Source organism: Methylobacterium sp. 17Sr1-1, from assembly GCF_003173775.1.
Lineage (GTDB): Bacteria > Pseudomonadota > Alphaproteobacteria > Rhizobiales > Beijerinckiaceae > Methylobacterium.
The window spans coordinates 93,863-119,076 of record NZ_CP029552.1; the positions used below are offsets into that span (position 1 = coordinate 93,863).

Annotated in this window: 24 protein-coding genes; 12 read left to right on the forward strand and 12 right to left on the reverse strand. The window is 70.6% G+C overall.

From position 1 onward, the window contains the following. Positions 1-183: 183 nt before the first annotated feature. From DK412_RS00425 to DK412_RS00440, 4 genes are all read left to right on the forward strand, one after another. Positions 184-894 carry a Crp/Fnr family transcriptional regulator gene (locus tag DK412_RS00425; RefSeq protein WP_109970322.1) on the forward strand — a complete coding sequence of 237 codons (711 nt, stop codon included), beginning with the start codon at positions 184-186 and terminating at the stop codon, positions 892-894. After that, on the forward strand, positions 891-1,133 hold the full coding sequence (locus DK412_RS00430; protein ID WP_109970323.1) for a hypothetical protein: 243 nt from the start codon (positions 891-893) through the stop codon (positions 1,131-1,133). Before DK412_RS00425 ends, DK412_RS00430 begins: the two co-directional genes overlap by 4 nt. 264 nt (positions 1,134-1,397) lie before the next feature. After that, positions 1,398-1,694: a hypothetical protein gene (locus DK412_RS29895; RefSeq protein ID WP_162596061.1), complete on the forward strand. Its 297-nt coding sequence runs from the start codon at positions 1,398-1,400 to the stop codon at positions 1,692-1,694. Between the two features lie 442 nt (positions 1,695-2,136). After that, on the forward strand, positions 2,137-2,295 hold the full coding sequence (locus DK412_RS00440) for a hypothetical protein (RefSeq protein ID WP_162596062.1): 159 nt from the start codon (positions 2,137-2,139) through the stop codon (positions 2,293-2,295). Positions 2,296-2,431: 136 nt separating this feature from the next. Here the strand turns inward: DK412_RS00440 and DK412_RS00445 are convergent, their stop codons facing one another. Together DK412_RS00445 and DK412_RS00450 are read right to left on the reverse strand one after the other, a co-directional pair. Continuing rightward, positions 2,432-5,338, reverse strand: a complete 2,907-nt coding sequence (locus tag DK412_RS00445; RefSeq protein ID WP_245447361.1) for a formate dehydrogenase subunit alpha — start codon at positions 5,336-5,338, stop codon at positions 2,432-2,434. A gap of 259 nt (positions 5,339-5,597) precedes the next feature. Beyond that, positions 5,598-6,656, reverse strand: a complete 1,059-nt coding sequence (locus DK412_RS00450) for an SDR family NAD(P)-dependent oxidoreductase (RefSeq protein WP_109970327.1) — start codon at positions 6,654-6,656, stop codon at positions 5,598-5,600. Between the two features lie 340 nt (positions 6,657-6,996). On the opposite strand from DK412_RS00450, the gene DK412_RS00455 reads away from it, so the two are divergent. Both DK412_RS00455 and DK412_RS30770 read left to right on the forward strand, forming a co-directional pair. Then, entirely contained in the window at positions 6,997-7,377 is a 381-nt protein-coding gene (locus DK412_RS00455; protein ID WP_109970328.1) for an SPW repeat protein, read from the forward strand. After that, the gene (locus DK412_RS30770; RefSeq protein ID WP_245447362.1) at positions 7,374-8,132 is read left to right on the forward strand and encodes a hypothetical protein; all 759 of its coding nucleotides are present in this window, start codon (positions 7,374-7,376) and stop codon (positions 8,130-8,132) included. Before DK412_RS00455 ends, DK412_RS30770 begins: the two co-directional genes overlap by 4 nt. A gap of 83 nt (positions 8,133-8,215) precedes the next feature. Here the strand turns inward: DK412_RS30770 and DK412_RS00465 are convergent, their stop codons facing one another. Beyond that, complete coding sequence (locus tag DK412_RS00465; RefSeq protein WP_348629357.1) at positions 8,216-8,710, reverse strand: hypothetical protein; 495 nt, start codon at positions 8,708-8,710, stop codon at positions 8,216-8,218. Positions 8,711-8,929: 219 nt separating this feature from the next. On the opposite strand from DK412_RS00465, the gene DK412_RS00470 reads away from it, so the two are divergent. Both DK412_RS00470 and DK412_RS00475 read left to right on the forward strand, forming a co-directional pair. Beyond that, positions 8,930-9,793 (forward strand): alpha/beta hydrolase, encoded by an 864-nt coding sequence (locus DK412_RS00470; RefSeq protein ID WP_109970330.1) that lies wholly within the window; start codon positions 8,930-8,932, stop codon positions 9,791-9,793. A gap of 98 nt (positions 9,794-9,891) precedes the next feature. After that, positions 9,892-10,524: a GDSL-type esterase/lipase family protein gene (locus DK412_RS00475; RefSeq protein WP_109970331.1), complete on the forward strand. Its 633-nt coding sequence runs from the start codon at positions 9,892-9,894 to the stop codon at positions 10,522-10,524. A 133-nt stretch (positions 10,525-10,657) separates the two neighbouring features. Here the strand turns inward: DK412_RS00475 and DK412_RS00480 are convergent, their stop codons facing one another. The 6 genes from DK412_RS00480 to DK412_RS00505 form a co-directional block, all read right to left on the reverse strand. Then, positions 10,658-11,968, reverse strand: a complete 1,311-nt coding sequence (locus DK412_RS00480; protein WP_109970332.1) for an erythromycin esterase family protein — start codon at positions 11,966-11,968, stop codon at positions 10,658-10,660. A gap of 49 nt (positions 11,969-12,017) precedes the next feature. Then, complete coding sequence (locus tag DK412_RS00485; protein ID WP_109970333.1) at positions 12,018-12,695, reverse strand: alpha/beta fold hydrolase; 678 nt, start codon at positions 12,693-12,695, stop codon at positions 12,018-12,020. 26 nt (positions 12,696-12,721) lie between these two features. After that, positions 12,722-14,032, reverse strand: a complete 1,311-nt coding sequence (locus DK412_RS00490) for a sorbosone dehydrogenase family protein (protein ID WP_109970334.1) — start codon at positions 14,030-14,032, stop codon at positions 12,722-12,724. Next, positions 14,029-14,421 carry a DUF2231 domain-containing protein gene (locus tag DK412_RS00495; RefSeq protein WP_245447681.1) on the reverse strand — a complete coding sequence of 131 codons (393 nt, stop codon included), beginning with the start codon at positions 14,419-14,421 and terminating at the stop codon, positions 14,029-14,031. Before DK412_RS00495 ends, DK412_RS00490 begins: the two co-directional genes overlap by 4 nt. Positions 14,422-14,632: 211 nt before the next feature. Further along, on the reverse strand, positions 14,633-15,793 hold the full coding sequence (gene glf / locus DK412_RS00500; protein WP_109970336.1) for a UDP-galactopyranose mutase: 1,161 nt from the start codon (positions 15,791-15,793) through the stop codon (positions 14,633-14,635). Between the two features lie 34 nt (positions 15,794-15,827). Next, positions 15,828-17,087: a glycosyltransferase gene (locus DK412_RS00505; protein WP_245447363.1), complete on the reverse strand. Its 1,260-nt coding sequence runs from the start codon at positions 17,085-17,087 to the stop codon at positions 15,828-15,830. A gap of 316 nt (positions 17,088-17,403) precedes the next feature. Between DK412_RS00505 and DK412_RS00510 the strand changes: the two genes are divergently transcribed. The 4 genes from DK412_RS00510 to DK412_RS30775 all read left to right on the forward strand — a co-directional run bounded on the left by DK412_RS00510 (position 17,404) and on the right by DK412_RS30775 (position 22,864). Further along, positions 17,404-19,551 carry a sugar nucleotide-binding protein gene (locus DK412_RS00510; protein ID WP_109970337.1) on the forward strand — a complete coding sequence of 716 codons (2,148 nt, stop codon included), beginning with the start codon at positions 17,404-17,406 and terminating at the stop codon, positions 19,549-19,551. Next, on the forward strand, positions 19,548-20,675 hold the full coding sequence (locus DK412_RS00515) for a beta-glucosidase (protein ID WP_109970338.1): 1,128 nt from the start codon (positions 19,548-19,550) through the stop codon (positions 20,673-20,675). Before DK412_RS00510 ends, DK412_RS00515 begins: the two co-directional genes overlap by 4 nt. Next, positions 20,665-22,461, forward strand: a complete 1,797-nt coding sequence (locus DK412_RS00520) for an ABC transporter ATP-binding protein (RefSeq protein WP_109974976.1) — start codon at positions 20,665-20,667, stop codon at positions 22,459-22,461. The genes DK412_RS00515 and DK412_RS00520 overlap by 11 nt, the downstream gene beginning before the upstream one ends. A 205-nt stretch (positions 22,462-22,666) precedes the next feature. Next, entirely contained in the window at positions 22,667-22,864 is a 198-nt protein-coding gene (locus DK412_RS30775; protein WP_348629358.1) for a LysM peptidoglycan-binding domain-containing protein, read from the forward strand. Between the two features lie 123 nt (positions 22,865-22,987). On the opposite strand, the gene DK412_RS00530 is transcribed toward DK412_RS30775, so the two are convergent. The 3 genes from DK412_RS00530 to DK412_RS00540 all read right to left on the reverse strand — a co-directional run bounded on the left by DK412_RS00530 (position 22,988) and on the right by DK412_RS00540 (position 25,077). Further along, positions 22,988-23,527 carry a hypothetical protein gene (locus tag DK412_RS00530; protein ID WP_109970340.1) on the reverse strand — a complete coding sequence of 180 codons (540 nt, stop codon included), beginning with the start codon at positions 23,525-23,527 and terminating at the stop codon, positions 22,988-22,990. A gap of 91 nt (positions 23,528-23,618) precedes the next feature. Beyond that, a complete protein-coding gene (locus DK412_RS00535) occupies positions 23,619-24,131 on the reverse strand; it encodes an Hsp20 family protein (RefSeq protein WP_109970341.1) in 513 nt (170 codons plus the stop codon). 199 nt (positions 24,132-24,330) lie between these two features. Further along, a complete protein-coding gene (locus DK412_RS00540; protein WP_093570442.1) occupies positions 24,331-25,077 on the reverse strand; it encodes a YebC/PmpR family DNA-binding transcriptional regulator in 747 nt (248 codons plus the stop codon). Positions 25,078-25,214: the final 137 nt, after the last annotated feature.

Below are 25,214 nucleotides of genomic sequence, written 5' to 3' on the forward strand. Positions count from 1 at the left end.
GTTCGATAGCATACCCAGTAGAACGATATGACGAATGACAGTTGCCGGGCATGATCCATGACGTATTTCATGGTCATCATCGGCTAGGTCGAGCCAGGTGCCGACGGCAGGGAGAGACGGGCGCTTCCACCTGCAAAGCAAGGTGGAGGCGCTGTGGCCCCGATACCGAACCACTCCACGGACATGCTCATTCGCAAGCTGGACGGGATCGCGCAGCTCTCCGACGAGGAGAGGCGGGCCATCGCGCAGCTGCCCGTCACGGTCAGGCCCTTGGGCCCGCATCAGGACATCGTGCGCGAGAAGGACAGGCCGTCACAATGCTGCCTGCTGCTGGACGGCTGGGCCTGCCGCTACCAGCTCCTCAGCGAGGGCAAGCGCCAGATCTTCTCGTTCCACATCCCGGGCGACATCCCCGACCTGCACAGCCTGCACATGCGGGTCATGGACCACGGCGTGTGTACCCTGAGTTCCGCCATCGTGGCGTTCATCCCGCACGAACCACTCCTCGACCTGACGGCCGCCTTCCCCGGGATCGCGGCGATCCTCTGGCGCGACACGCTGGTGGATGCCGCGATCTTTCGGGCCTGGATGACCGGGCTGGGCCGCCGCACGGCGAGCGAGGCCGTCGCGCACCTGTTTTGCGAGCTGTACCTCAAGCTTCAGGCGATGGGGCTCGCGCGGGACCACGCCTGCCGGCTGCCGCTCACGCAATCGGAGCTCGGCGACGCGCTCGGGCTATCGAACGTCCACGTCAACCGCACCCTCAGGGAATTGCGCAGCAAGGAATGGATCAGCCTCCAGGGCGGAAGGCTGGAAATTAACAAATGGCAGGAACTTGCCGACTCATGCGACTTTGATCCTGCGTACCTGCATCTGGAACGAAGAACCACATGACCTTCCACCTCCAGCCAGTTCGCGTGAAGACGGGCAGCCATGACACGGAAGGGCAACTGGTCTTTGCAGCTGGCCTCCTCGTCGCCGTGCTGGTCCGCCTCTCCGACGATCACGACGAGGATGCGGGCAAATGGTTTCTCGAAGCCGGGTTCGACGGCGCCGACGACCCCGTGAAACCCAAATTCGCCGACCTGAGCGAGGCACAGGACTGGATCCGCCATCGGCTGGACCAACATTGATATCTTGGATCCTGTCATGTGAAGCGCCCGTCCCCGGACCCGAAACTCGTCGCGACGGCCGGATGACCTGCCTGCAATGCGAACCCCACGGACCTCCACGACTCCGCCGCGTGGCCCTTCGTTCACGGATGCGGGAGTGCGTGCGCGCGTGCAATGTCAGAAAATAACCTTTCGCGGCGGTCGATGCATAGGTTAATGAGGGCCTACCTCTGCATCATACATAATAAGGCCTAGGAGCAACCCGGCATATAGGGATCGACGACAGTGGAACGAGCGCATGTCGAACTCGACGGCGAACTCAGCGATCTCGTCCTGGAACTCGCGCATGATCATGACGCATCCTGCGACGCGTTGACCGTACGAACGATCGAAGAACTCCGTCGCCTGGAGGATCTTGCGCGGCACAGTGGTGACAACCGGCAGACCCTCCAGAAGATCATGTCGGCGCGCCGGATCCTGGGGGACCGGGTCGACTTCGGACCGATCGATGCGCCAGGTTCTCCGCAGGATGGCGTACAATCGGTCAGACCGTTCCCCCGAGGCCCGCTCAGCGACCGGTGACGGCGGGCGTGAGCGGTGTGGTTCTGCCATGCGGGCGTTGTACGCTCGACGGGCAATAGTCCAGCGCCTAGGCGGCCCTCCAAGGCTGCCTCCGATGACGACGATGCGTCGCGTCGTCGTTGCCGATCGCCTTTGACAGGCGCGCCCACGGCTCCCTGTGTGGCTCTTCTCTACGGGGCACTTCACCAGCGGATGGTGCGTCCCAACCCCGACTCACGCCGGTTCCCTGCGAGCAGAGAGCCTGATCGTGACCACGGAAGCTTTGCCAAGATTGGCCTGATCAATATTTTTCCTCCCATTTGATCATATGTTTTGCATGACCCATGAACCTCGAACTCTCCGGTGCGTATGCACCTGAGTGCCAGCTGTAGACCTGAATCTTGCTATGAAACTTATGCATGTTTATCGTGGGCCAGAGATCACAGGCGGCGACTATTTTTACGTGGCCGAAGCCCTGCTCTGGGTTGAGGAGACTTACTCAGAGAGCGAGTACCGCTTCGAATATGGAAAGAACGAGGATCCACAGGATAGCCTGCCGGTCGCCTTCCATGTGGCCGATGCATCGGCGCTCGCCGTCATCCGTGGGATGATCGAAGCATAGCCGGCATCGGGAGGCCGATGAGCGGAGACGCGTCTCCGCGGCGTGTTCCGGCGCGGCACCGGATATCCAGCCCGAAGCTTGTACGTCGAGCAAAAGAGATCTCCCGCTCGACGCCCCGTGCCGGCAGCGGCCGGCGTTAGACCGCCCGGATCTGGCACAACGTCGCCTTCGTCTCCTGCATCCCCGTGACCGGGTCGAAGCCGTAGGTGGTGACGGTGTTCACGCTCTCGCCGAGGACGACCGGGTCGGTGTCGCGCGGGTAGTATTCCCGCATGTCCCGTCCCTGGTACCAGCCCGAATAGTGGAAGGGCATGAAGGCGACGCCCTTGGCGACCCGGTCGGTGACCAGCGCCTTCACCTTGGTTTTGGCGGCGTTCTCCGGGCCGTAGACCCAGACGAACTGCCCGTCCTTGATGCCGCGCTCGGCCGCGTCCTGGGTGTTCACCTCGACGAACATGTCCTGCTGCAACTCGGCGAGCCAGGGGTTCGAGCGGGTCTCCTCGCCGCCGCCCTCGTACTCGACGAGGCGGCCCGAGGTGAGGATGATCGGGAACGCCTGAGCGATGCCGCGCTCGACCGCCGCCTGCTGCACCGAGAAGCCGACATTCGGCATGCGGAACTGCCGCTCGTCCGGCCGGGTCGGGTACTTCGCGACGAGGTCGGGCCGGGGCGTATAGATCGGCTCGCGGTGGACCGGCACCGGGTCGGGCAGGTTCCAGGCATTCGCCCGCGCCTTGCCGTTGCCGTAATGCATGACGCCGTGGTCGAGGCAGACCCGCTGGATGCCCCCCGACAGGTCGGTCGACCAGTTCACCGCGTCCGGGTTGCTGCCGCCGATCCGGGCGATGACCGCTTGTTCCTCCGGCGTCAGTTCCCGGTCCCAGCCGAGCTTGCGCATCACCGCCATGCTGAACTCGGGATACCCGTCGGTGAGGTCGGAGCCGAGCGAGAACGAGTCCTCGGCGAGCAGCGTCTGGCCGTTGCGCTCGGTGCCGAACCGGGCCCGGAAGGTGCCGCCGCCGTCCTTCACGTGGAGCGCCGTGTTGTACAGGATGGCGCTGCCGGGGTGCCGGATCTCGGGCTTGCCCCAGCACGGCCAGGGCAGGCCGTAATAGTCGCCGCCGACCTCGGGCGCGTCCTTCGGCGCGCGCAGGGTGACGATGTCGAAGACGTGCTGGTTGCGGATATGGGCCTTCAGCCGTTCCGGGCTCTGGCCGCAATAGCCCGTCGACCATCCGCCGCGGTTGATCTCCCGCAGGATGTCCTCCGCCAGGGGAACGTTGTTCTCGACCTTGATGTTCTTGAACAGCGCTTCCGCGAAGCCGAGCTTCTTCGCCAGCAGGTAGAAGAACTCGTAGTCGTTCTTCGACTCGAAGGCCGGCTTCACGATCTGCTCACCCCATTGCAGCGAGCGGTTCGAGGCTGTGCGGCAGCCGTCCATCTCGAGCGAGGTGCAGATCGGCATCAGGTAGGTGTTGTCGCGCCGGGCATTCAGGGCCGCGAAGGTGGTGGGGTGGGGATCGGCCACCACCAGGAGATCCAGCTTGTTGAGCCCGTCGAGGGCCTCGGGAAGGCGCGTGACGGTGTTGCCGCCGTGGCCTGAGATCATCATCGCGCGCAACCGGCTGCTCTGGTCGACTTGGGTTGCCGGCAGGTTCACGGCGTCGAACCACCGGGTCGAGGTGAGCCCCGGGGTCTCCATGTTCTCCTTGCGCGAGCGCGCCTTGCGGGACCCCGTGGCGGGCACCTCGTCGAAGCGCGACTGCAGCCAGTCGTACTCGACCTCCCAGACCCGGGCCCAGTGCTTCCAGCCGCCCTCGACGAGGCCGTAATAGAGCGGCAGGCTCGTCACATCGAGCCCCATGTCGGTGGCGCCCTGGACGTTGGTGTGGCCGCGGAAGATGTTCGCGCCCGTCCCCGGCTTGCCGACATTGCCGGTGGCCAGGCACAGGATGCAGAAGGCCCGCACGTTGGCGGTCCCCACCGTGTGCTGGGTCGCGCCCATGCACCAGATCAGGGTCGCGGGCTTCTCCTTGGCGAACAGTTCGGCGACGTGGCGCAGCTGTGCTCCCGGCACGCCGGAGACCCGCTCGACCTCGTCGGGCGTCCATTTCGCGACTTCCTCGCGCACGTCCTCCATGCCGTAGACGCGGCTCGCGATGAAGTCGCGATCCTCCCAGCCGTTCTGGAAGATGTGCCACAGCATGCCCCAGATCACCGGGATGTCGGTGCCCGACCGTAGGCGGACGTACTCGGTCGCGTGCGCCGCCGTGCGGGTGAAGCGTGGGTCGATGACGATCAGGTTCGCCCGGTTGATCTCCTTGCCCGAGAGGATGTGCTGCATGGAGATCGGGTGGGCCTCGGCGGGGTTGCCGCCCATGATGATCATCGTCTTGGCATTGCGGATGTCGTTGTAGGAATTGGTCTGGGCGCCGTAGCCCCAGGTGTTGGCCACGCCCGCCACCGTGGTCGAGTGGCAGATGCGGGCCTGGTGGTCGACGTTGTTGGTGCCCCAGAACGCCCCGAACTTGCGCAGCAGGTAGGCGGCCTCGTTGGTGTACTTGGCCGATCCGAGCCAATAGACGGAGTCAGCGCCCGATTCCGCCCGGATCGCCAGGAGCTTGTCGCCGACCTCCTCGATCGCCTGGTCCCAGGAGAGGCGCTGCCACTCGCCGTTCACGAGCTTCAACGGATATTTCAGGCGCCGCTCGCTGGTGACGAGCTCGCGGATCGCCGCGCCCTTGGCGCAATGGGCGCCGCGGTTGATCGGGCTCTCCCAGGACGGTTCCTGGCCGACCCAGACCCCGTGGACCACCTCCGCCGTGACGGTGCAGCCGACCGAGCAATGGGTGCAGATGTTCTTGCGGATCACCGTCTCGGCAGGGTTCGCCGAGGAGCCGGCGGCCTCGGCCCGGCGCACGGCTCCGAGCCGCAACGAGCCGAGGCCCACGAGCCCGCCGGCGGTCAGGCCGGAGCGGCGGAGGAAGCTCCGACGGTCGAGGGCGGGCGTTCCCTCCTGGGGCACGGCGCTCCCGGGACGCATCGGCTCTCGCCCGATCGCCTCAACCGTGCCTTTGCGTCGCATCAGCATGAGCTTGCTCCCGAAGCGCGGTTTTCGCTCACGCGCGGCGGGACGCGGCCACTCATCGGCAGCCAGGTTCGAGTGCCGGGAGCGCGTGGCCCGGCCAGCATCCCGAATCCCGGCGAAGGCGCGTTCACGCTCGTTAATCATCGCGATGAAATCTCGCGCGGACCTGACCTTGCGTGGACTTGGCTGGTGCGCATGAACGCGACGCGGGCCGTCACATCCGGCGACGGCTGGTCTCGCCGAACCGCTCAGCGACTCGCGGCGGCCTGCCTGCAAACCTGTGCCGCGCGAAACCCACCAGCCCGGCCAGGATCGCGAGCCCGGCGAGGGCCGATACGGTGGCGCGGCCAACCCGGCGGGTGGGCTGGCCCCAGCCGCCCCGCGCACCGGTCCCCTCGCGCATCGGACCGTACAGGATCCCGTCGGACGGTGGCGCGTCCGGGCCGGACTCCAGCAGGAACCGGCGGGCGAGGCCCGCTACGGCGCGCCCGGTCGTGTCCGGCGCCAGCGCGTAGGGACCCGCGAGGGCGTGGTGCAGCCCGAGACGGACCGCCCGCCGGGGCCGGCGCGCGAGGGACACCATTGCCTCGGCCACCCGCTCGGGAGTGAGGACGGGCGGGACGGGCCGCAGGGCGCGCCCGGTATAGTTCGCCGAGTGGATGTCGGTCGGCGTGTCGACGAAGCCCGGGTAGACGCCGCACACCGCGATGGCACTCGCCGCCAGTTCGTCGCGCAGCGCCTCCGTGAACCCGGTCACGCCGTACTTGCTGGCGCTGTAGGCCGCCGCGAACGGCATCGGCAGGCGGCCGCCGAAGGACGAGACGTTGATGATCACGCCGCGCCCGCGGGGGCGCATGACCCGGAGAGCGGCGTGGCTGCCGTTCATCACGCCGATCAGGTTCACGGCGATCAGGCGGTTCTGATGCGCGATCGGGATGGTGGCGAACGCCCCCCAGAGGCTCAGGCCGGCGCCGTTGATCCAGACGTCGATGCCACCGAAGGCGGCCTGCGCCGCCTCCGCGACGGCGTGCATCCGCTCGGGATCGGTCACGTCAGCCTCGATCGCGAGCGCCCTCGCGCCGAGGTCCTCGCAACGGCGCGCCAGCCGTTCGAGCGGCGCGCGCCGACGCGCGACCAGAACCAGGGCGGCGCCCCGGGGCGCGAAGGCCAGGGCGGCCGCCCATCCGATCCCGCTGGACGCGCCGGTGATCACGACCGTCCGTCCTGCGAAATCCCTCGCCCCGTCATCGCTCGGCCTGTCGTCTCTCGCCATGCCTCATCCCCGCTGACTGTCGCGCTGCCTCAAGGGATTACGACGGAACGCGCCGACGCGCATGCTGAAACAAGTCCAGCAAGTCTGGTGCCGCGCTTAACATTCATCAAATCGCTGCCTCATGAAGAGAAATCGATTTAACGAAAGTCAATGAGCGCACGCCGGCTTTCGTGTTGTTGTGCAGGCAGCCAACCCACTCGGCGCGGAGGCGTTCCGGCACACTGGCCAGCGATCATTCCCGGCCAGCTGCTCCCGCGCTGGCGATCGTCTCCGCGCTGCCTGTGGATCTTCCCCGGGCCGGACCTCGCTTCGAGGCTCCGCCCCCTCTCGCGAGCGATCCATGCGGTTCATTCCCTCACGCGTCCACGCCATCCTCGACTACGGAGCCGGGCTCGTGCTCATCGCGCTGCCCTATCTGCTCGGCTTCGCCGACGGCACGGCGGCGCAGTACGTCATGCAGGCCGTCGGCGCCGCGCTCCTGCTGATGAGCCTGTGCACCGACTACGAGCTCTCCGCCGTCAAGCTCGTCCCCCTGCCGGTCCATCTCGGCGCCGACGTCGCGGCCGGGCTGCTGCTCGTCGTCTCGCCGTGGCTGTTCGGGTTCGCCGACCGGGTGACGTGGCCGCACGTGCTCATGGGCGTCCTCGAGATCGGCGCGGGACTGACCACGCGCGCCGCGCGCGACGACCGCATCGCTACCTCCACGGGAGCCGCCGCGTGATCAGCAGACGCCTCCACGCCGCCAGCGACTACGCCATTCCGGCCTTCATCGCGGCGCTCGGTCGGACGAAGGGGCGCGGCCCCGGGACGCGCAGGGTGATGAGCGTCGGTCCGGTCTGGCACCTCGCCTACACGCTCCTCACGCGGCACGAGGGCGGCCTCCTGCCCGTCCTCTCGATGCGGGCGCATCTCGCCCTCGACGCGGCGAGCGCCCTTTCCTTCGTCGGTGCCGGGCTGCTGATGCGCGGGGAGCGGCGCGAGGACCGCGCCCTCCTGGTGGCGCTCGGCCTCGCCGAACTCGCCCTGGTGGCGATGAGCGACCGTGGGCCGGAGCGGACCGGGACGGAACCGGACCGCAGGGTTGCCCGGCCCCGCCGCAACTTGCGCGACTTCGACCCCTACACCGACCGTAACGGCCAGGATTTCGGGCAGGACGATCCCCTCGACGTCGCGCGGCCCGACGACCTGCGGCGCCGGATGGACCGCGAGCCCGACTGGCAGGCGGAGGTGGTGCGGATCGCCTCCGACCGGGCCCGGCTCGACGCGGTGGCGGGCGGCAGCGCCGACACCGTCGCGGCGACCGAAGCCGAGACGCCGCCGGCGACCCTCCGGCGCCTGAGCGACGCCTCGTCGCGGATGCCCGCGGCGGGCCCGCACGCCGATCCGCGCCACATGAATCCGGACGTGACGCCGGGTACCGGCGCCCTGCCGCCGATCGGACCGAGCGACGATCCCAACATGCAGTCGACGAGCTGAGTGGTCACGCCGCGATCCCTAGGGCGGGATCCCCCCGCGCCTCGTCGAGGGCCCTGGCGTCCCTCGCGATCACGAGGCCGGCGTCACGCGACGGCGGGTCCCCCGCCGGACGGACCGCCGGGCCAATGAGCCGCCAGGGCCTTCAGCGAGGCGCGGGCGGAGCGGTGCAGGATGAAGATGCCGCCCGCCGCCTCCCAGAGGGCGCGGTGGGTCGGCGTGTCGTCGATGAGCACGTCGCCCGGACGGCAGTGGAGACGCTTCTCGACCGCCAGGCAGGTGATGAGGCGCGTGCCCGGAAAGTGCTCCGCAACCCAGCGGTGCTTCTGCGGCTGCGCCCAGGTCCCGCGCGGGCACCCGGTGAGGATCACCGGCTCCAGGGGCCGAACGGCGTCGAACAGCGCCATCGCGTCCGGCATCAGCGGGAGCTGCCCGTAGAAGTCCGGTGCGCGTGCGAGCGCGGCCCAGAACCGCGCAGGGCCGTGGCGCCGCTGGTACTCGCGCGGCGGGCAGCCGAGCACGCGAGTCGCGCCCGCGTCGAAATCCGCCAGTACGCCGTCACAGTCGAGATAGAGTTGCATCACCTCGCCAACGCACCCGCCTCGCGGTGGGATCCGCCGCAGCGAGGGGACGTTGCCCATGCCCGCCGCGCGGGCCCAAGGCCCATGCCCGCCGCGCGGGCCCAAGGCCCATGCCCGCCGCGCGGGCCCAAGGCCCATGCCCGCCGCGCGGGCCCAAGGCCCATGCCCGCCGCGCGGGCCCGAGGCATCCTTGCCAAGCAACGACTTCCTGGTTCCGTGATGGCATCCTGGCCCGATCCCGAACTCTCCCTGGTCCCTCTTCCGGGCGTGACCCTGCACGTCGCCGCGGCCGGCCCGGCGGACGGGCCGCTGACGATCCTGCTCCACGGTTTTCCCGAAGCGTGGTTCGCCTGGCGGCACCAGATCGGCCCGCTCGCCGCCGCGGGCCTTCGGGTGCTGGCGCCCGACCTGCGCGGCTACAACCGCAGCGACAAGCCGCGGGAGATCGCCGCCTACCATCTCGACCGCGTCGCCGACGACGTGCTGGCCCTGGCCGACCGGCACGGCGCCGAGCGGGTGCGGCTCGTCGGGCATGACTGGGGCGGCATCGTCGGCTGGTGGCTCGCCGCACGCTCTCCCGAGCGGATCGACCGGCTCGCGATCCTCAACGCGCCGCATCCCGACGTGCTCGCGGCCTTCGCGCGCCGCCACCCGATCCAGGCCCTGCGCGTCGTCTACTTCGCCCTGTTCCAGGTGCCGGCCCTGCCCGAGGCGGCCCTGCGCGCGGCGGACTTCCTCGCCCTGCGCCAAGCCCTGCACCTGACGAGCCGGCCGGGCACCTTCACGGACGAGGACATCGCCCGCTACCGCGAGGCCTGGGCCCAGCCCGGCGCGCTCGAAGGCATGCTCAACTGGTACCGGGCGATGCGGCTGAAGGACCGTCGCGAACTCGCGCCGATCCCGGTTCCGACCCTGATCCTGTGGGGCCGCAAGGATCCGGCGCTCAGTCCCCGCCTCGCCACCGCCTGCCTGGAGCTGTGCGAGCAGGGCCGGATCGCGTGGCTGCCCGAGGCGACGCACTGGCTCCACCACGAGGAGCCGGAGAGGGTGGCGGCGGAGCTGACCGCCTTCCTGACCGGATGAGGCCGGGACGGCGCGAGGTCCTGGCAGCGTCCGTGCTCTTCCTCGCGCGAGGGGTGTCGGCACGCGCAGGCGACGAGAGGCCCGAAACGGAGAGGTCCATGACGCACGCGGTCCTGATCGGCGATTCCGTGTTCGACAACGCCGCCTACGTGCGCGGCGGCCCCGATGTGGTACGCCAGCTGCGCGCCCTCCTGCCCGGCGGGCGAGCGACGCTGCTCGCGGTCGACGGGGCGGTGCTGGCGGACGTGCCGGATCAGCTCGCCGGCCTGCCGAACGACGCGACCCACCTCGTCGTCAGCGCGGGCGGCAACGACGCCCTGCGCGCGTCCGGCGTGCTCGATGGACCGGTGCGCTCGGTGGCGGAGGCGATCGAGCGGCTCGCGAGCACGCAGGATCGCTTCCGCGCGGAGTACCGCGCGATGCTGGACGCCGTGCTGGCGCGCGGGCGCCCGACGGCCCTCTGCACCATCTACGACCCGCGCTATCCCGATCCGGTCCGCCGACGCCTGACCGCGACGGCCCTGGCGATCCTCAACGACGTCGTGACGCGCGAGGCGGCCGCGCGCGGCCTCACGCTCCTCGACCTGCGGGTGCTGTGCGGCGAGGATGCGGACTTCGCCAACCCGATCGAGCCGTCGGTTCAGGGTGGGGAGAAGATCGCGGCGGCGATCGCGGCATTCCTGCGCCGGGACGCCGGGATCGCCGGGGGCCTGATCATCGCGCGGCCGTGAGGACCGACCGCCCCGGCGCGAGGGCGCCGCCAGCGATGCCCTCTCGGCATTCCTCGGGGCGCTGGACCAGCGCTCGCCGTGATCCGGCCCTCGCCATGGCCCTGCTCCGGCAATCGCGAGCGGCTTGCCGGGCTCACAACCCGGTCGGGAAGGTCTCGCTCTCGCCGGACCGGATCTCTCCGGCCTGCAACGGCGTGACGGCGCGCGTCTCCTCGAGCCAGACATAGGCGTCGAACTGCTCGGGCAGCACGGCCTCGAAATAGTGGCTCTGCAGCTCCGTGCGTGGGCGGTAGACGACGCCGATCGCCCGCTCGCGGCGCGGCGCGGTCCAGGCCTCCCGCAGCGCGCCTGCCCCCGGCTCGCGCAGGTCGAGGAAGGCGCGCGGCAGGCCCGCCTCCCGGAACAACGCCTCGTGGCTGTCGTCCCGGACCGGCCGGACGGTCATCACCTGCATCGGCTCGTCCCAGTCGTCGGCCGCCGCCACCGTGCCGCGGTCGGTCCCGAAGCCGACGAGAACCGCCTCGTCGCCGTAGGCCGTCTTGGCGAGTTCGCCGATGTTGAACTCGCCCTCCCAGCCCATCGCGGTCGCGCCCGCGTGGCCGATATGCGAGTTGTGGGCCCAGACGACCGCCTTGCGACCGCCCGCCATCAGGTGCCGGAGCGTGTCGAACATGTGCCGGTCGCGGATGTTCCAGGATTCGACGGAGCCGCGGTACATGATGCGGTAGTACTGCTCGGCGGCGCGCACGATGCGGGCGTTCTGCGCCGCATCGAGGTAGGCATCCGGATCCTGAGCCGCGTAGGCGAGCTGCTTCTCCTGGAGGTCGTGCAGGATGCCGGTGACCGCGTCCTCGCAGGGGTGCTTGGCGCCGAACATCACCTCGCGGCCGTAGCGTTCGGGCTTGGCGTGCCAGGGCGAGAGGCAGCCGTAGCGGTCGCGGGCCTGGCGCGCCGCGGCAGGATCGACCCGGTCGAGGTAGTCGAGCACGGCCGCCATCGAGGCGCCGAGGCTGTAGACGTCGAGACCGCGGAAGCGGACCTGATCCGCCGCCTCTCGCCCCGCATTGAAGGCGCGCAGCCCACGCGCGAGGTCCAGGATCTCGCGGTTGCGCCACATCCAGGTGGGGAAGCGGGCGAAGGTCTCGTCCGGGTACGGCGTGTCGGCCCGGTGGCGGAGATAGCGGTCGATCCTCGCCGCGTCCGGCCAGTCGGCTTCGACCGCGACGACGCGGAAGCCGTGGCGCGCGACGAGGCGCTGCGTGATGGCGGCTCTGGCCCGGTAGAACTCGGAGGTGCCGTGGGTGGCCTCACCCAGGAGCACGACCCGGGCCTGCGCGAACCGGTCGGCGAAGGCGGCGAAGTCGGGATCCTCCACCTCCGGCAACGGCACGAGCCGCTCCCGCAGGAGCGGCGTGATCCGGGTCCGGGCCACCGAGACGACCATGCCGGCTGTTCCTTTCGTTGACGGGCTGCTCTCGTGAGCCTCCGCGGCCTCAGGCCAGGAAGCGGCGGAACGCGGCCTCGACGATCGCCGTCGGGACCACGTGGCCGCCGCTGAACGGGTGGTAGGCGACATCGTAGCCCGACTGCGCCAGCACCGTCGCCAGGCGGTCGCCGCAGCGCTCGAAGGGCAGGACCGGATCCTGTCGCCCGTGCGAGATGAAGAGGCGGGGGGCGCCCTTCCGGCGCGCCGGCGCAGCGAAGCCGGGCGAGAAGGCGAGGACGTCCCGGACGAGGTCGCCGTTGGCGAGGCCGAGCGAGAGCGCGTAGGAAGCGCCGTCCGAGAAGCCCCCGACGGCGATGCGCCGAGGATCGACGGACACCTGCGCGAAGACCCGGGCCAGGGCCGCGTCGAGGAAATCGATGTCCGGCCCGTAGGCGTGCTGGATGACGTCCCAGGTCGCCCCGCGCGAATCGGGTGCCAGCACCGCCACGGAGTGCTCCTCCGCTGCCGCGGAAACGAGGGGCAGGACGTCCTGTGCCGAAGCTCCGGCCCCGTGCAGCATGATCAGGAGGGGGACCGGCCGCGTGGCGCCGGCCGGAACGTTGAAGACCCCGTCCCGTCTTCGGCCGAGGCCGAGAGGATGCGTCCCGGCCGCCGCGGGCTCCGCCGGTCCGTCGCCGGGCCGGGACGCGAGGATCCCCGAGGAATGGGGGTCTGCCTGCTCCATCCGTCTCACCTCCGGATCGGCTGCGGTCACGGCCCGGCCGGCGTCACCCGCCAGACCGTGTTGCCCAGGTCGTCCGCCACGAGGAGCACGCCGCGAGGATCGACCGCGACGCCGACCGGGCGGCCGCGGGCCCGGTTCTCGCGATCGAGGAAGCCCGTCACCACGTCCCGGGCCTTGCCGCTCGGCCGCCCGTCGGCGAAAGGCACATAGACGACCTTGTAGCCGTTGAACTCCTGGCGATCCCAGCTGCCGTGCTCGCCCACGAACGCCCCGCCGCGGAAGTCGGCGCCCAGGCGGTCGGTGCGCGAGAAGGCGAGGCCCAGCGGCGCGACGTGGGAGCTCAGGGCGTAATCCGGCTTGACGGCGCTCGCCACCAGGTCCGGCTGCGGCGGCTGCACCCGCGGGTCGACGTGCTGGCCCCAGTAGCTGTAGGGCCAGCCGTAGTAGGCGCCCTCGCGCACGGAGGTGAGGTAGTCCGGCACGAGGTTCGGCCCGATCTCGTCGCGCTCGTTGACGATCGCCCAGAGCCGGCCGGATTGCGGCTCGAAGTCGAGGCCGGTCGGGTTGCGCAGGCCGCTGGCGAAGGTGCGGTGGGCGCCGGTCGCCCGGTCGATCTCCCAGATCTCGGCCCGGCCGCGCTCGGCCTCGAGCCCGTGCTCGGTGATGTTGCTGTTCGAGCCGACGCCGACATAGAGCTTGGTCCCGTCGGGGCTCGCGGCGAGCGCCTTGGTCCAGTGGTGGTCGATCGGGCCCCCCGGCAGGTCGGTGACCTTTATGCCGGGCTCCGTGATCTTCGTGTCGCCCTCGCGGTAGGGGAAGCGCAGCAGCGCGTCGGTGGCCGCGACGTAGAGATCCTGGCCGACGAGCGCCACGCCGAACGGCGAGTTGACGTGCTCGAGGAGCACGCTGCGCACCTCCGGGGTCCCGTCGCCGTCGGCGTCGCGCAGCAGCGTGATGCGGTTGCCGCCCTTGGCGCCGGCGCCGGCGAAGGCCTTGACCCAGCCCATGATCAGGTCCTTCGGCCGCCGCACCGGCTCGACGTTCGGGCCGTTGGCCTCCACCACCAGCACGTCGCCGTTCGGCAGGACGGAGACTTGGCGCGGATGCGCGAGGCCGGTGGCGAAGGCCTTGACCCGGAAGCCCTCGGGCACGCTCGGCGTTGCCTCTCCGGACCAGCCGACGGCACGCGCGATGCGCATCGGTGGCAGCAGGTATTGCTGCGGCTCGGGCAGGACCGGATCGGGGCCGACCTGGCTCTGTGCGTCGAAGGCTTCGTCCTGGCAGCCTGCGAGCAGCAGGGCGAAGCCGACGACGCGTGTGGAAAGGCGCGGGCTCATGAGGCCACTCCGACGCGGTGGCGGTAGACCATCGCCCAGCCGAGCCAGCCGGTGACGCACAGGATCAACACCACGGCGCCCGAGAGGATCAGCCCGGTCGGCACCACCGAGGTCCAGGCGTCGCGGCTGTGCACGAACGCGTTGACCAGCGACAGGCCGAGAACCAGGACGTTGCCGAGCATGTGCGCCCAGGCCGGCTTCTGCGCCCGCACGCGGCGGTGGCTCAGGAAGTCGGTGAGGCCGGCGAGCGCCGCCAGCACCCCGAAGACCAGCCCGGCGGCGAGCAGCCAGGCGGAGAAGTTCGCCCATTGCATGTCGGCGGTGCGCCAATAGGCGAGATCGGTGGCGAAGGCCCCGACGAAGCAGACGATCGGGAACGGCACCAGCATCGGGTGAAGCGGATGCCCGGCGATCTTCGCCGTCGAGGGCGGATTGCCGGGCTCTGGAGCTCGGTCCGTCGCGGCACGGCGGGTCACGGCGCTGTCGGTCATGAATCCTCCGGGGGAATGCGGGCGTGTCGGACAACGTCAGGTCGGGCGGACGTTCCGGCGCGACCGCACCTCGCGTCGGGGTGTTTCGGTGTCGTGACCGTAACGGGGGTCAGCCGGCGGCCAGCGACGGGCCGGTCGCGGCGGGCGTCGCGGCCGGGCGCGCCGGGGCGGGCCGCCCGAGCTGGGTATCGATGCGCCGGAAGGCGGAGAGCGCCTGCCCGACGATCTGGTCCATGTTGTAGTAGCGGTAGGTCGCGAGCCGGCCGACGAACCAGACGTCGGGTTCCGCCCGCGCCAGACGCTCGTAGCGCTTGAAAAGCGCTTGGTTCTCCGGCCGCGGCACGGGATAGTAGGGGTCGCCCTCGGCGCTCGGGTACTCGTAGGTGAGCGAGGTCTTCGGGTGCTCCTGCCCGGTCAGGTGCTTGTACTCGGTAATGCGGGTATAGGCCTCGGTCTGGGGATAGTTCACCACGGCCACCGGCTGGTGCTGGGCCACATCTCGCGTCACGTGCACGAAACGCAGGGAGCGATAGGGCAACCGGCCGAAGCGGAAGTCGAAATACTCGTCGATCGGCCCCGTATAGATCACCCGGCGATGCGGGATCACCTCGCGCACGTCGCGAAAGTCGGCGTTCGTCATCACGTGGATGTTGGGGTGGTCGAGCATCCGCTCGAACATCCGCGTGTAGCCCTGGGCCGGCATGGCCTGGAACGTGTCGGTGAAGTAGCGGTCGTCGCGATTGGTGCGGGTCGGCACCCGGGCGGTGACCTGGCGGTCGAGCTCGGAGGGATCGAGCCCCCATTGCTTGCGCGTGTAGCCGCGGAAGAATTTTTCGTAGAGTTCGCGGCCGATCGCCGACACCACCACGTCCTCGGAGGTCCGGATGTCGGCCACCGGCTCGGCCCGCGCGGCGAACCAGGCCTCCAGTTCCTCGGAGGTCAGCGACAGGCCGTAGAGGCGGTTGATCGTGTCGAGGTTGATCGGGATCGGCACCTGCATCCCGTCGACCATCGCCAGCACCCGGTGCTCGTAGGGGCGCCAGGCGGTGAAGGCCGACAGGTAATCGACGATCGCCTCGGAATTGGTGTGGAAGATGTGCGGCCCGTACTGGTGGATCAGCACGCCCGCCTCGTCGAGACGGTCGTAGGCGTTGCCGCCGACATGCGGCCGGCGGTCGACGAGGAGGACGCGCTCGCCGCGCCGACGCGCCAAGCGCTCGGCCAGCACGCTGCCGGCGAAGCCCGCGCCCACGATCAGCCAATCGTACATGTCTCGGGACCTTTCGGGTGCAGAAAGAAGGGCATCAGGCCGGGGTGGGCGTGTGCACCAGGAGAAGCGGAGCCTCATCCTGCCGCAGCCCCTCGCGCAGGAGCGCGTGCATCGCGTCCCAGGTCCGGTCCCAGGAGTTGTGCGCGAGGTGGCGGTCGACCCGCTCGCGCCAGGCCTCCGGTGGCTCGGCGTGCAGGGCATCGATCGACAGGGCGACGCTCGCCGGCGTCTCGGCGATCGCCACGAGGCCGGCCTCGCCGTAGTCCCGCAGCACGTCGACGATCGGAGTCGAGATCACGCGCAGACCCGCCGCCAGGAATTCCGGCGTCTTCGTCGGGCTGATGAACCGGGTCGCCTCGTTGAGGGCGAACGGCATCAGCCCGAGGTCCCAGTGACGCAGGTAGTCCGGCAGCGCCCCGTAGGGCTTCGGGCCGAGCCAGTGGATGTTTTCGCGATGCGGCAGGCTCTCGGGCTCGATCTTCACCACCGGGCCGATCATCACGAAGTGCCAGTCCGGCCTCAAGGAGGCCGTGGCGGCCAGGAGCTCGCGGTCGAGCCGCTCGTCGATGACGCCGAAGAAGCCGATGCGCGGGTGCGGGATCGCGGCCTGATCGTCCGGGTCCGGCCCCGCCTCCCGCGCCCGGGCGAAATGCGCCGCATCCACGGAGGACGGGAAGCAGTGGATGGACGGATGCGCCCCGCGCTTGGCCTCGTAGAGGCTGCGTCCGCCGGTGAAGACGAGATCGGCCTGCGTGAGAAGCTCCGCCTCCTGCGCGACGAGGTCCGGCGACGCGCCGCGGAAGGCCGACAGCTCGTCCATGTTGTCGTAGACGGTGATGTCGCGGGCGAGCTCCGCCGAGACGCCGAGCGCGGCCGGCGTGTAGTACCAGAACACCCGCGTCTCGCTGTCCCATCTCTGCAGGTAGTCGCGGATCAACCGCGCCTGGATCCAGTCCGCCGCGTAAATGCGGCTCTGCTCCAGCACCGGCACCGCGACGGCGATACCGGGTGCCACCGCCTCGACCCGCAGCCGGGGCGACTCCGCCGGTTCGAAGACCGGCTCCTCGATGAAGAGGACGTCGAAATGTCGTGCGGCACGGCTGAGCAGGTGCTGCGGGCGCTGCCAGACGAAGCTCCAGCGCAGGTGCGAGAAGCAGACCAGGAGCGGGCGGGGCGGCACGTCGACGACGACCATCGAGGAAGGACCGTCGTGATCCTTGGCGTGGGTGTCCTTGGCGTGGGTGTCCTTGGCGTGAGTGCCCTTGGCCTGGGTCTGGCCGCGGCCATGAGGCATGTTGCGGCTTTGACCGGCCTGGCGTGCGCCATCGATGGCGTGCGAGTCTTTCACACTCTACCCTTCATGCGAGTGGGCAATCGAACCAACTAACGCCGGATATCTTCTGGCGTTCTCGCATTTCTGATTATATTTAACGCCGATAATAGGCGTATGTTAATGTCATGATTTGTGTTTTTGGCAGAGGTCCCGGCCTGGGCGCTGGTTTTTAACTTGTGATAGCCACAGCACAACAGACATGCGACGGCCCGGAACGATGCCAACGGGAGAGGCTTGTGCAGGTTGCAGAGCGGTCGAGGCGGCGGGACGCGACGGGATGCTGGAACTCTGGGGTGGCATCGAGTGCAGCATCGTCCGGGTGGGCGACGCCTGGCGCGACCAGGTCGCCGAGACCGGCCACCGCGACCGCCCGGACGATCTCGACCGCGTCGCGTCCCTCGGCCTCGCCACCCTGCGCTACCCGGTCCTGTGGGAGTCGGTTGCGCCGGAGGATCCCGATGCCTGCGATTGGGCCTGGCACGACGACAGGCTGGCGCGCTTGACGCGCCTCGGTCTCGCGCCGATCGTCGGCCTCGTCCACCACGGCAGCGGGCCGCGCACCACGAACCTCCTCGATCCCGGCTTCCCGCACGGGCTCGCCCGGCATGCCGGGCGCGTCGCCGCGCGCTACCCTTGGATCACCGCCTTCACGCCGGTCAACGAGCCGCTCACCACCGCCCGCTTCGCCGGCCTCTACGGCCACTGGTACCCGCACGCCCGCAGCGAGGACGCCTTCCTGCGCATGGTGGTCAATCAGTGCCGGGCGACGCTGCTTGCCATGCGGGCGATCCGCGCCGTCACGCCCGCGGCGCGATTGATCCAGACCGAGGATGTCGGCAAGACCTTCAGCACGCCGGCGCTCGCGGGCCAAGCGGCCTACGAGAACGAGCGGCGCTGGCTCAGCCTCGATCTCGTCTGCGGCCGGGTCGATCCGGCGCATCCCTGGCACGCGCGCCTGCGCGCCGCCGGGGTCTCGCGGTCGGACCTCGACGACTTCCTCGGCGGCGAGGCCTGCCCGGACGTGATCGGGGTCAACCACTACCTGACGAGCGAGCGCTACCTCGACGAGGGGCGTGAGGCCTACCCGGCGCATCTCCACGGCGGCAACGGGCGCTCACTCTACGCCGATGCCGAGGCGGTGCGGATCCGCCACCTCGCCGGGCTCACCGGGCCGAGGGCGCGCCTGACCGAAGTCTGGGAGCGCTACCGGCGGCCCCTCGCGGTCACGGAGGTGCATCACGGCTGCACGCGCGACGACCAGCTGCGCTGGCTGGCCGCGGTCTGGGACGCGGCCTGGGACCTGCACGAGGCGGGGGTGCCGGTCCAGGCCGTGACGCTCTGGTCGCTGTTCGGCGCGATGGACTGGAACTCGCTCCTCCTGCGCCGGGACGGCCGTTACGAGCCCGGCGCCTTCGACATCCGCAGCCCCGAACCACGGCTCACGGCGCTCGGCCGCGCCGCGCAGGACCTCGTGCGGACCGGACGGATGCGCCACCCGGTCCTCGCCGCGCCGGGCTGGTGGGGCCGGGCCGACCGCTTCTATACCCGGGAGCGGGAAGCGACGGAGAACAGCCTGCCGCCGGCTCCGCACGCCACCGATGCCATTCCGGGTGCCTGCATCGCCATCCTGGCAGGGATCCGTCCCTACGGCGCGGTGATCGGGCGGATCTGCACGGCGCGCGGCCTCGCGTCCCGCCTCGTCGACGAGGAGGCGCTCACCACGTTCCTCGCTGAGGGGCGGGCCTGGGCGGTGATCGATGCCACATCCCTGGCCACGGCCGCTTCGGCCAAGCGCTATCCTGGCGGGACCTTCCGGGCCGACATCCGGGCGGGCGGGCGCGTCGCCGGGCTCTGTGCCCGGGCCAGCCTCCCGCTCCTCGCCTTCTCGTCCGACCTCGTCTTCGACGGCCGGCTCGGCCGGCCCGCCGTGGAGAGCGACCCCCTGCAGCCGAGCTGTCTCTACGGGATGAGCGAGGCCGAGCGCGAGGCGGGCATCCTGTCGGCACATCCGCGGGCGCTCATCGCGCGGACCAGCCTGGTCTTCGGCCTCGACGATGGCAGCGACGAGGCCGGACGCATCCTGGCGGATCTCGCCGAGGGATTCAGCCGGAGCTTCCCGCGGGGGGAGATCGTCTCGCCGACCTACCTGCCCGACCTCGTCCACACCGCCCTCGACCTCCTCATCGACGGCGAGAGCGGTTCCTGGCACCTCGTCAATGCGGGCGAGCCGAGCCGAGCCGGCTTCGCCGCCAGCCTCGCCCGGGCGACCGGCCTGCCGCGACCCGTCTCGCCGGAGCCGGAAGGCGGGCGCAACACCGCGCTCGCCAGCGCCAGGGGCCGGCTGATGCCGCCCCTCGACGACGCGGTCGCGCGCTTCGTTGCGGCCTGCCGCCCGCGCGTCCCGGGGAGGCTCGCCGCCGAATGAGCGTCGCGTCCCCGTTCCGGAGCGTTTTCCTCGCCGGTTTCGAATGCTCCACCCAGCGCCGCGCCGACGGCCGTCGGCTCGACCTCCTCGCCGCCACCGGCCACGACGTCCACGCGCCCGCCGATTACCGCGCGCTCGCAGCCCACGGCATTCGGGCCGCCCGCGACGGCCTGCGCTGGCACCGGATCGAGACGGCGCCCGGCCGCTACGACTGGTCGAGCGCCCTGCCGATGATCGAGGCCGCCGCCGAGGCGGGGATCCAGGTAGTGTGGGACCTGTGCCATTACGGCTGGCCCGACGATCTCGACATCTGGTCGGACACCTTCGTGACCCGCTTCGCAGCCTTCGCGGCGGCGGCGGCGCGGCAGGTGCGGGCGGCGTCCGGCGAGAGCCCGTTCTTCTGTCCCGTCAACGAGATCTCCTACTTCGCCTGGGCCGGGGCCGAGGTCGGCCGCATCGGCCCCCTCGCCGCCGGGCAGGGGGCGGCGCTCAAGCGCCAGCTCGTGAAAGCGTCCCTCGCAGGCATGCGGGCGGTGCGGGCGGTCGAGCCGAGTGCTCGCTTCCTCCACGCCGAGCCGGCGATCCACGTCGTCGGGGATCCGGAGCGCGAGGCCGCGGCGGCGGCGTACCGGGAGGTGCAGTACGAGGCCCTCGACATGGTGGGCGGACGCCTCGCCCCCGAGCTCGGCGGCGGCCCCGATTTCCTCGACGTCGTCGGCGTCAACTTCTACCCCGACAACCAGTGGGTCCATGGCGGCTCGACGATTCCGCTCGGCCACCACGCCTACCGGCCGTTCCGGGAGATGCTCGCCGAGGTCCATGCCCGCTACGGCCGGCCGCTCCTCGTCGCCGAGACCGGGGCGGAGGGCACCGCCAAGGCGGCCTGGCTGCATTACGTCTGCGGCGAGGTCCGGGCGGCGCGGGCGGCCGGGGTGCCGGTTCTCGGGATCTGCCTCTACCCGATCCTCGACTACCCGGGCTGGGACAACGACCGCCCCTGCGCGGTCGGGCTGTTCCACACGCATGATCCGACCGGGCGCCGCGGCCTCGACCGGCCCCTGGCGGAGGAACTCGGCGCGCAGCGAGCCCGCTTCGCGGCGGACGGTGACGGCGATGCGGCCTGAGACGATGCAGGAGACCGGACCGGCGCATCTGGCGAGCGGCGGCCGCTTCGTCCTGCACCACATGCGCGCCTGGCGCTGGCATTTCGGCGGCCTGTTCGCGCTCGTCGTCGCCTCGGCGGCCTGCGGGGTCGGCCAGCAGGTCGGCCTCAAATTCCTCGTCGACGCGATGGCGGGGCCGCCGGGCTTGCAGGGCGCGGCGCTCTCCGCCCTCGCGCTATTCCTGGTCCTGATCGCCGCCGAGGCGCTGCTTGCGCGCCTCACCGGCTGGCTCGCCTGCCGCGCCACGGTCGGGGTCGGGGTCGACCTGCGGACCGAGCTATTCGATTTCCTGAGCGCCCAGTCGATGCGCTACTTCGCCGAGAACCTCGCGGGCTCGCTCGGCCAGCGGGTCACGGCGACGGCCGGCAATTTCGGTGCTCTGGTCAACACCTTCGTCTGGCGCATCATCCCACCGGTCGTCGACGTCGCCGGCGCGGTGATCGTCTTCGCGAGCCTCGATCGCGGGCTCACCGCGGCGCTGGTCGCCCTGATCGTCGTCGTCACCGCCGGGCTGATCCGGTTCGGCACGCGGGGGCGGCCGATCCATCGGGCCTATTCGGGCGAGGCCGCCGGCATCGCCGGCGATCTCGTCGACACCATCGCCAACATGTGGACGGTGAAGGCCTTCTCGGCGCGGGCCCGCGAACGGACGCGGCTCGAGGTGGGATTCCGCCGCGAGGCCGCGGCGCAAGCCCGGAGCTGGCTCTACCTCGAGAAGGCCCGCCTCATCCACGACGTCGCGCTCTGGCTGCTCGCCGCCGGCATCCTGACTTGGACGCTCCACCTGTGGAGCCGGGGCGACGTGAGCGCCGGCAGCGTCGTGGTGGTGGCGAGCCTGACCCTGCGCATCGTCCATTCCTCGAAGGACATGGCGCTCTCCCTCGTCGATGTCGCGCAGTATTTCGGCTTCATCGAGGAGACGCTGTCGGTGATCGCCAAGCCGGTCACCGTGTGCGACGAACCCGGCGCCCCGGCGCTGGTGCCGCGCGGCGGCGCCGTCGCGCTCGACCGGGTCACGTTCTCGTACGGCGCGGGCCGGTCGGTGCTCGACGGCGTGACGCTGACGATCCCGGCCGGCCAGAAGGTCGGCATCGTCGGCCCGTCGGGAGCCGGCAAGTCGACCCTCGTGCACCTGCTCCAGCGCCTCTACGACGTCGAGAGCGGCGAGATCCGCATCGACGGCCAGCCGATCGCGGGCGTGCGGCAGGACTCGTTGCGCGACGCCCTCGCGGTGGTGCCGCAGGAGATCGGCCTGCTGCACCGCTCGGTGATGGACAACATCCGCTTCGCCAGGCCGGAGGCGAGCGACGAGGCGGTCTTCGCCGCCGCCCGCGCCGCGTCCTGTGACGGTTTCGTGCGCACCCTGCCGGAGGGCTACGCGACGGTCGTCGGGGAGCGCGGCACCCGGCTCTCCGGCGGCCAGCGCCAGCGCATCGGTATCGCCCGTGCCCTGCTGAAGGCCGCGCCGATCCTCCTCCTCGACGAGGCGACCTCGGCGCTCGACACCGAGACCGAGATGGCGATTCAGGCCGCGATCGTGCGGCTGATGCGCGATCACACGGTGATCGCGGTGGCCCACCGCCTCTCGACCCTCACCGCCTTCGACCGCATCCTCGTCGTCAGCGACGGACGAATCGTCGAGGACGGCACGGTGCGCGACTTGCGCGAGGCGGGAGGGCTGTTCGCGCAGATGTGGGAGCTTCAGGCCGAGGGCCTCTCCGCCGACGTCGTGATGGATGTGGCTTGATATCAGAGTGGCCCGGATCCGGCCGTGTCCCGACCTGAACCGCAGCCGGACCGGGCCCAGAGGAGCAGCGTATCCGCGCGCCACGCGGACCCGGCCGGCCCGCCGCCTCCCACCAGCACCGGCAGCGTGCGCACCGGCGGCTTGGCCGCAGCTGCTCCGCCCCGACCCGGAACAAAACTCTTCCGAAGTGTACATTTCGGGAATCGTGACGGACCGCATCGTGCGGGGCGACAGCCTGTGGCGGATCAGCCGGCGCACCTATGGCGAGGGGGAGCGCCATTCCGCGATCTACGGCGCCAATCAGGACCAGATCCGCGACCCGGATCTCATTTACCCCGGACAGGTCCTGGTCCTGCCGAACCAGGAGATTCGCGACACCGGCCAGGAGGGGAAGCGCGAATGAACCGGAGTTCCATCCCCGGCTAAGGCGCGGATCCGGCCTCGGTCGCGACCGCAGGCGAGGATCACCGCCGGGTTCCGCAGAAAGAAAGGCGGCGGCCGGTCCGGGCCGGCCGCCGCCTTCCGGTCATGCAAGAGCCGCGTGCAGGCGCGCCTCGGGTCCGCAGCGCGCGACGCCACCGAGGGCGAGCGCCGCGGCGCCCGCCGGCGTCCGCGGCCGGGGCATCGCCACCGCCGGGCATGGCGGCGGATCGTCATCGTCGTCCCGCCGGCGGGGCCGGACATAACGGCGCAGGGTCGCGAGACCACGCGGGCGCTTGCGCGGCGGCTCGCTCCTCGCCGGGTGGGCCGCGTCGTGGTCGAGCTGCGCCAGCGCCGCCAGCACGGCATCCACCGAGACGGGCTCGGCCCTGGCACCGGCCAGGCAGCGCAGGCCCGGCGCCCCCTCGAGGGCGCAGGCATCCGACGCCCAGGAGGCCAGGACCGCGCGCTTCTCGGCCCGCGTCAGGTGCGGGTGCGCCAGCACCTCCCGCGGATGCCGGAAAACGTCGCCGGGGGCGACGAGGGCCTGCCAGGCGTCGAACGAGGCCGGCGGCATGGTCGGCGGGTTGATGGGTCCGGAATTCACGGGTCCGGAGCGGGTGAGATGCGTCTCCATCGTCGACATGGATCATCCTCCCTGATGTGCACGACGAAACGGGGCCGGTCCCCGGGGGCACCTGCCCCCGAGGTCGCTTCCTCCACGGATCGGGCAGGGATCAGGCGGCCTTGGCGCGGTCTTCCTGGGCGCGCTCCTCGGCGCTCCGGTCCTCGACCCGCGCCGGCGCGTTGTCCTGCCCGAGGGCGGCCTGGCCGCCGCCGATGGCGATGCGGCGCGGCTTGAGCGCTTCGGGCACCTCGCGCTTGAGGTCGACGGCGAGCAGGCCGTGCTCCAGGCTGGCACCCGTGACCGTCACGTGGTCGGCCAGGTTGAAGGTCTGGCGGAAGGCGCGGGCCGCGATGCCGCGGTGCAGGTAGGCGCGCTCGGCGTCCCGGTCCTTCTTCTGGCCGGTGACGACCAGCGTGGTGTCGTGCTGGGTCAGCTCGATCTCGTCCGGCGAGAAGCCGGCCACCGCCATGGTGATGCGGTAGGCGTCGTCCGCGACCTTCTCGATGTCGTAGGGCGGCCATTGCGTCGACGGCTCGACCCGGGCGGCCTGGTCGAGCATCGAGAACAGGCGGTCGAAGCCGACGGTGGAGCGGTAGAGCGGGGCGAAGTCGTAAGTCCTCATGACCACATCCTCCTGAAGAGCAACGTGATGACGAGGGCCGCCGGAGACCTGGAGCATCGTCCGCGTCGTCGGACGGTGGGTCCGGCGCCCGAATTGCGAGCCCATCGGGGCCTCGCGCGCAGGGAACGCGCCGAGCCGCGACGGGTTCCGCGGATCGGCACAATTTTTTGGGCGGCCGCGACAGGGCCGCCCCTCCGCCTCACCCCTGCATCTTCGCCAGCATGGCGTCCGAGACCGCGAAGTTGACGAAGACGTTCTGCACGTCGTCCTGGTCCTCGATGGTCTCGACGAGGCGGATCAGCTTCTCGGCGGTCTCGTCGTCGACGTCGACGGTGTTCTGGGCGCGCCAGATCAGGGCGGTGCGGCGGGGCTCGCCGAAGCGGGCCTCCAGGGTCTTGGAGACCTCCCCCATCGCCCCCTGCTCGCAGGTGATCTCGTGGCCGCTCTCGTCGGATTTCACGTCGTCGGCGCCGGCCTCGATGGCGGCCTCCAGCATCGTGTCGGCATCGGCCACCTTGGCGTCGAAGGCGACGAGGCCGACGCGGTCGAACATGAACGACACGGCGCCGGTCTCGGCGAGGCTGCCGCCGGACTTGGTGAAGGCCGAGCGCACGTCCGAAGCGGTGCGGTTGCGGTTGTCGGTCTGCGCCTCGACGATCAGGGCGGCGCCGCCGGGGCCGTAGCCCTCGTAGCGGATCTCCTCGTAGTTCTCCGCGTCGCCGCCGGCCGCCTTCTTGATGGCGCGCTCGATGTTGTCCTTGGGCATGTTCTCGGCCCGGGCCGCCAGGATGGCGGCGCGCAGGCGCGGGTTCATCGACGGATCCGGCGTGCCGAGCTTGGCCGCCACGGTGATCTCGCGGGCGAGCTTGGAGAAGACCTTCGAGCGGACCGCGTCGACGCGGCCCTTGCGGTGCATGATGTTCTTGAACTGTGAATGCCCGGCCATGGTGCTCCCCGGCGGATGATCGTCCTCGCGCGCGGAGAGCGCCCGGCGGGGCTCTCGACACCGCGAGGGACGCGTGAGACAGCCGGCTTATAGGCGCCCGCCCAGGGGTAAGACAATGGCGCCGCGCGCGGTTTCCA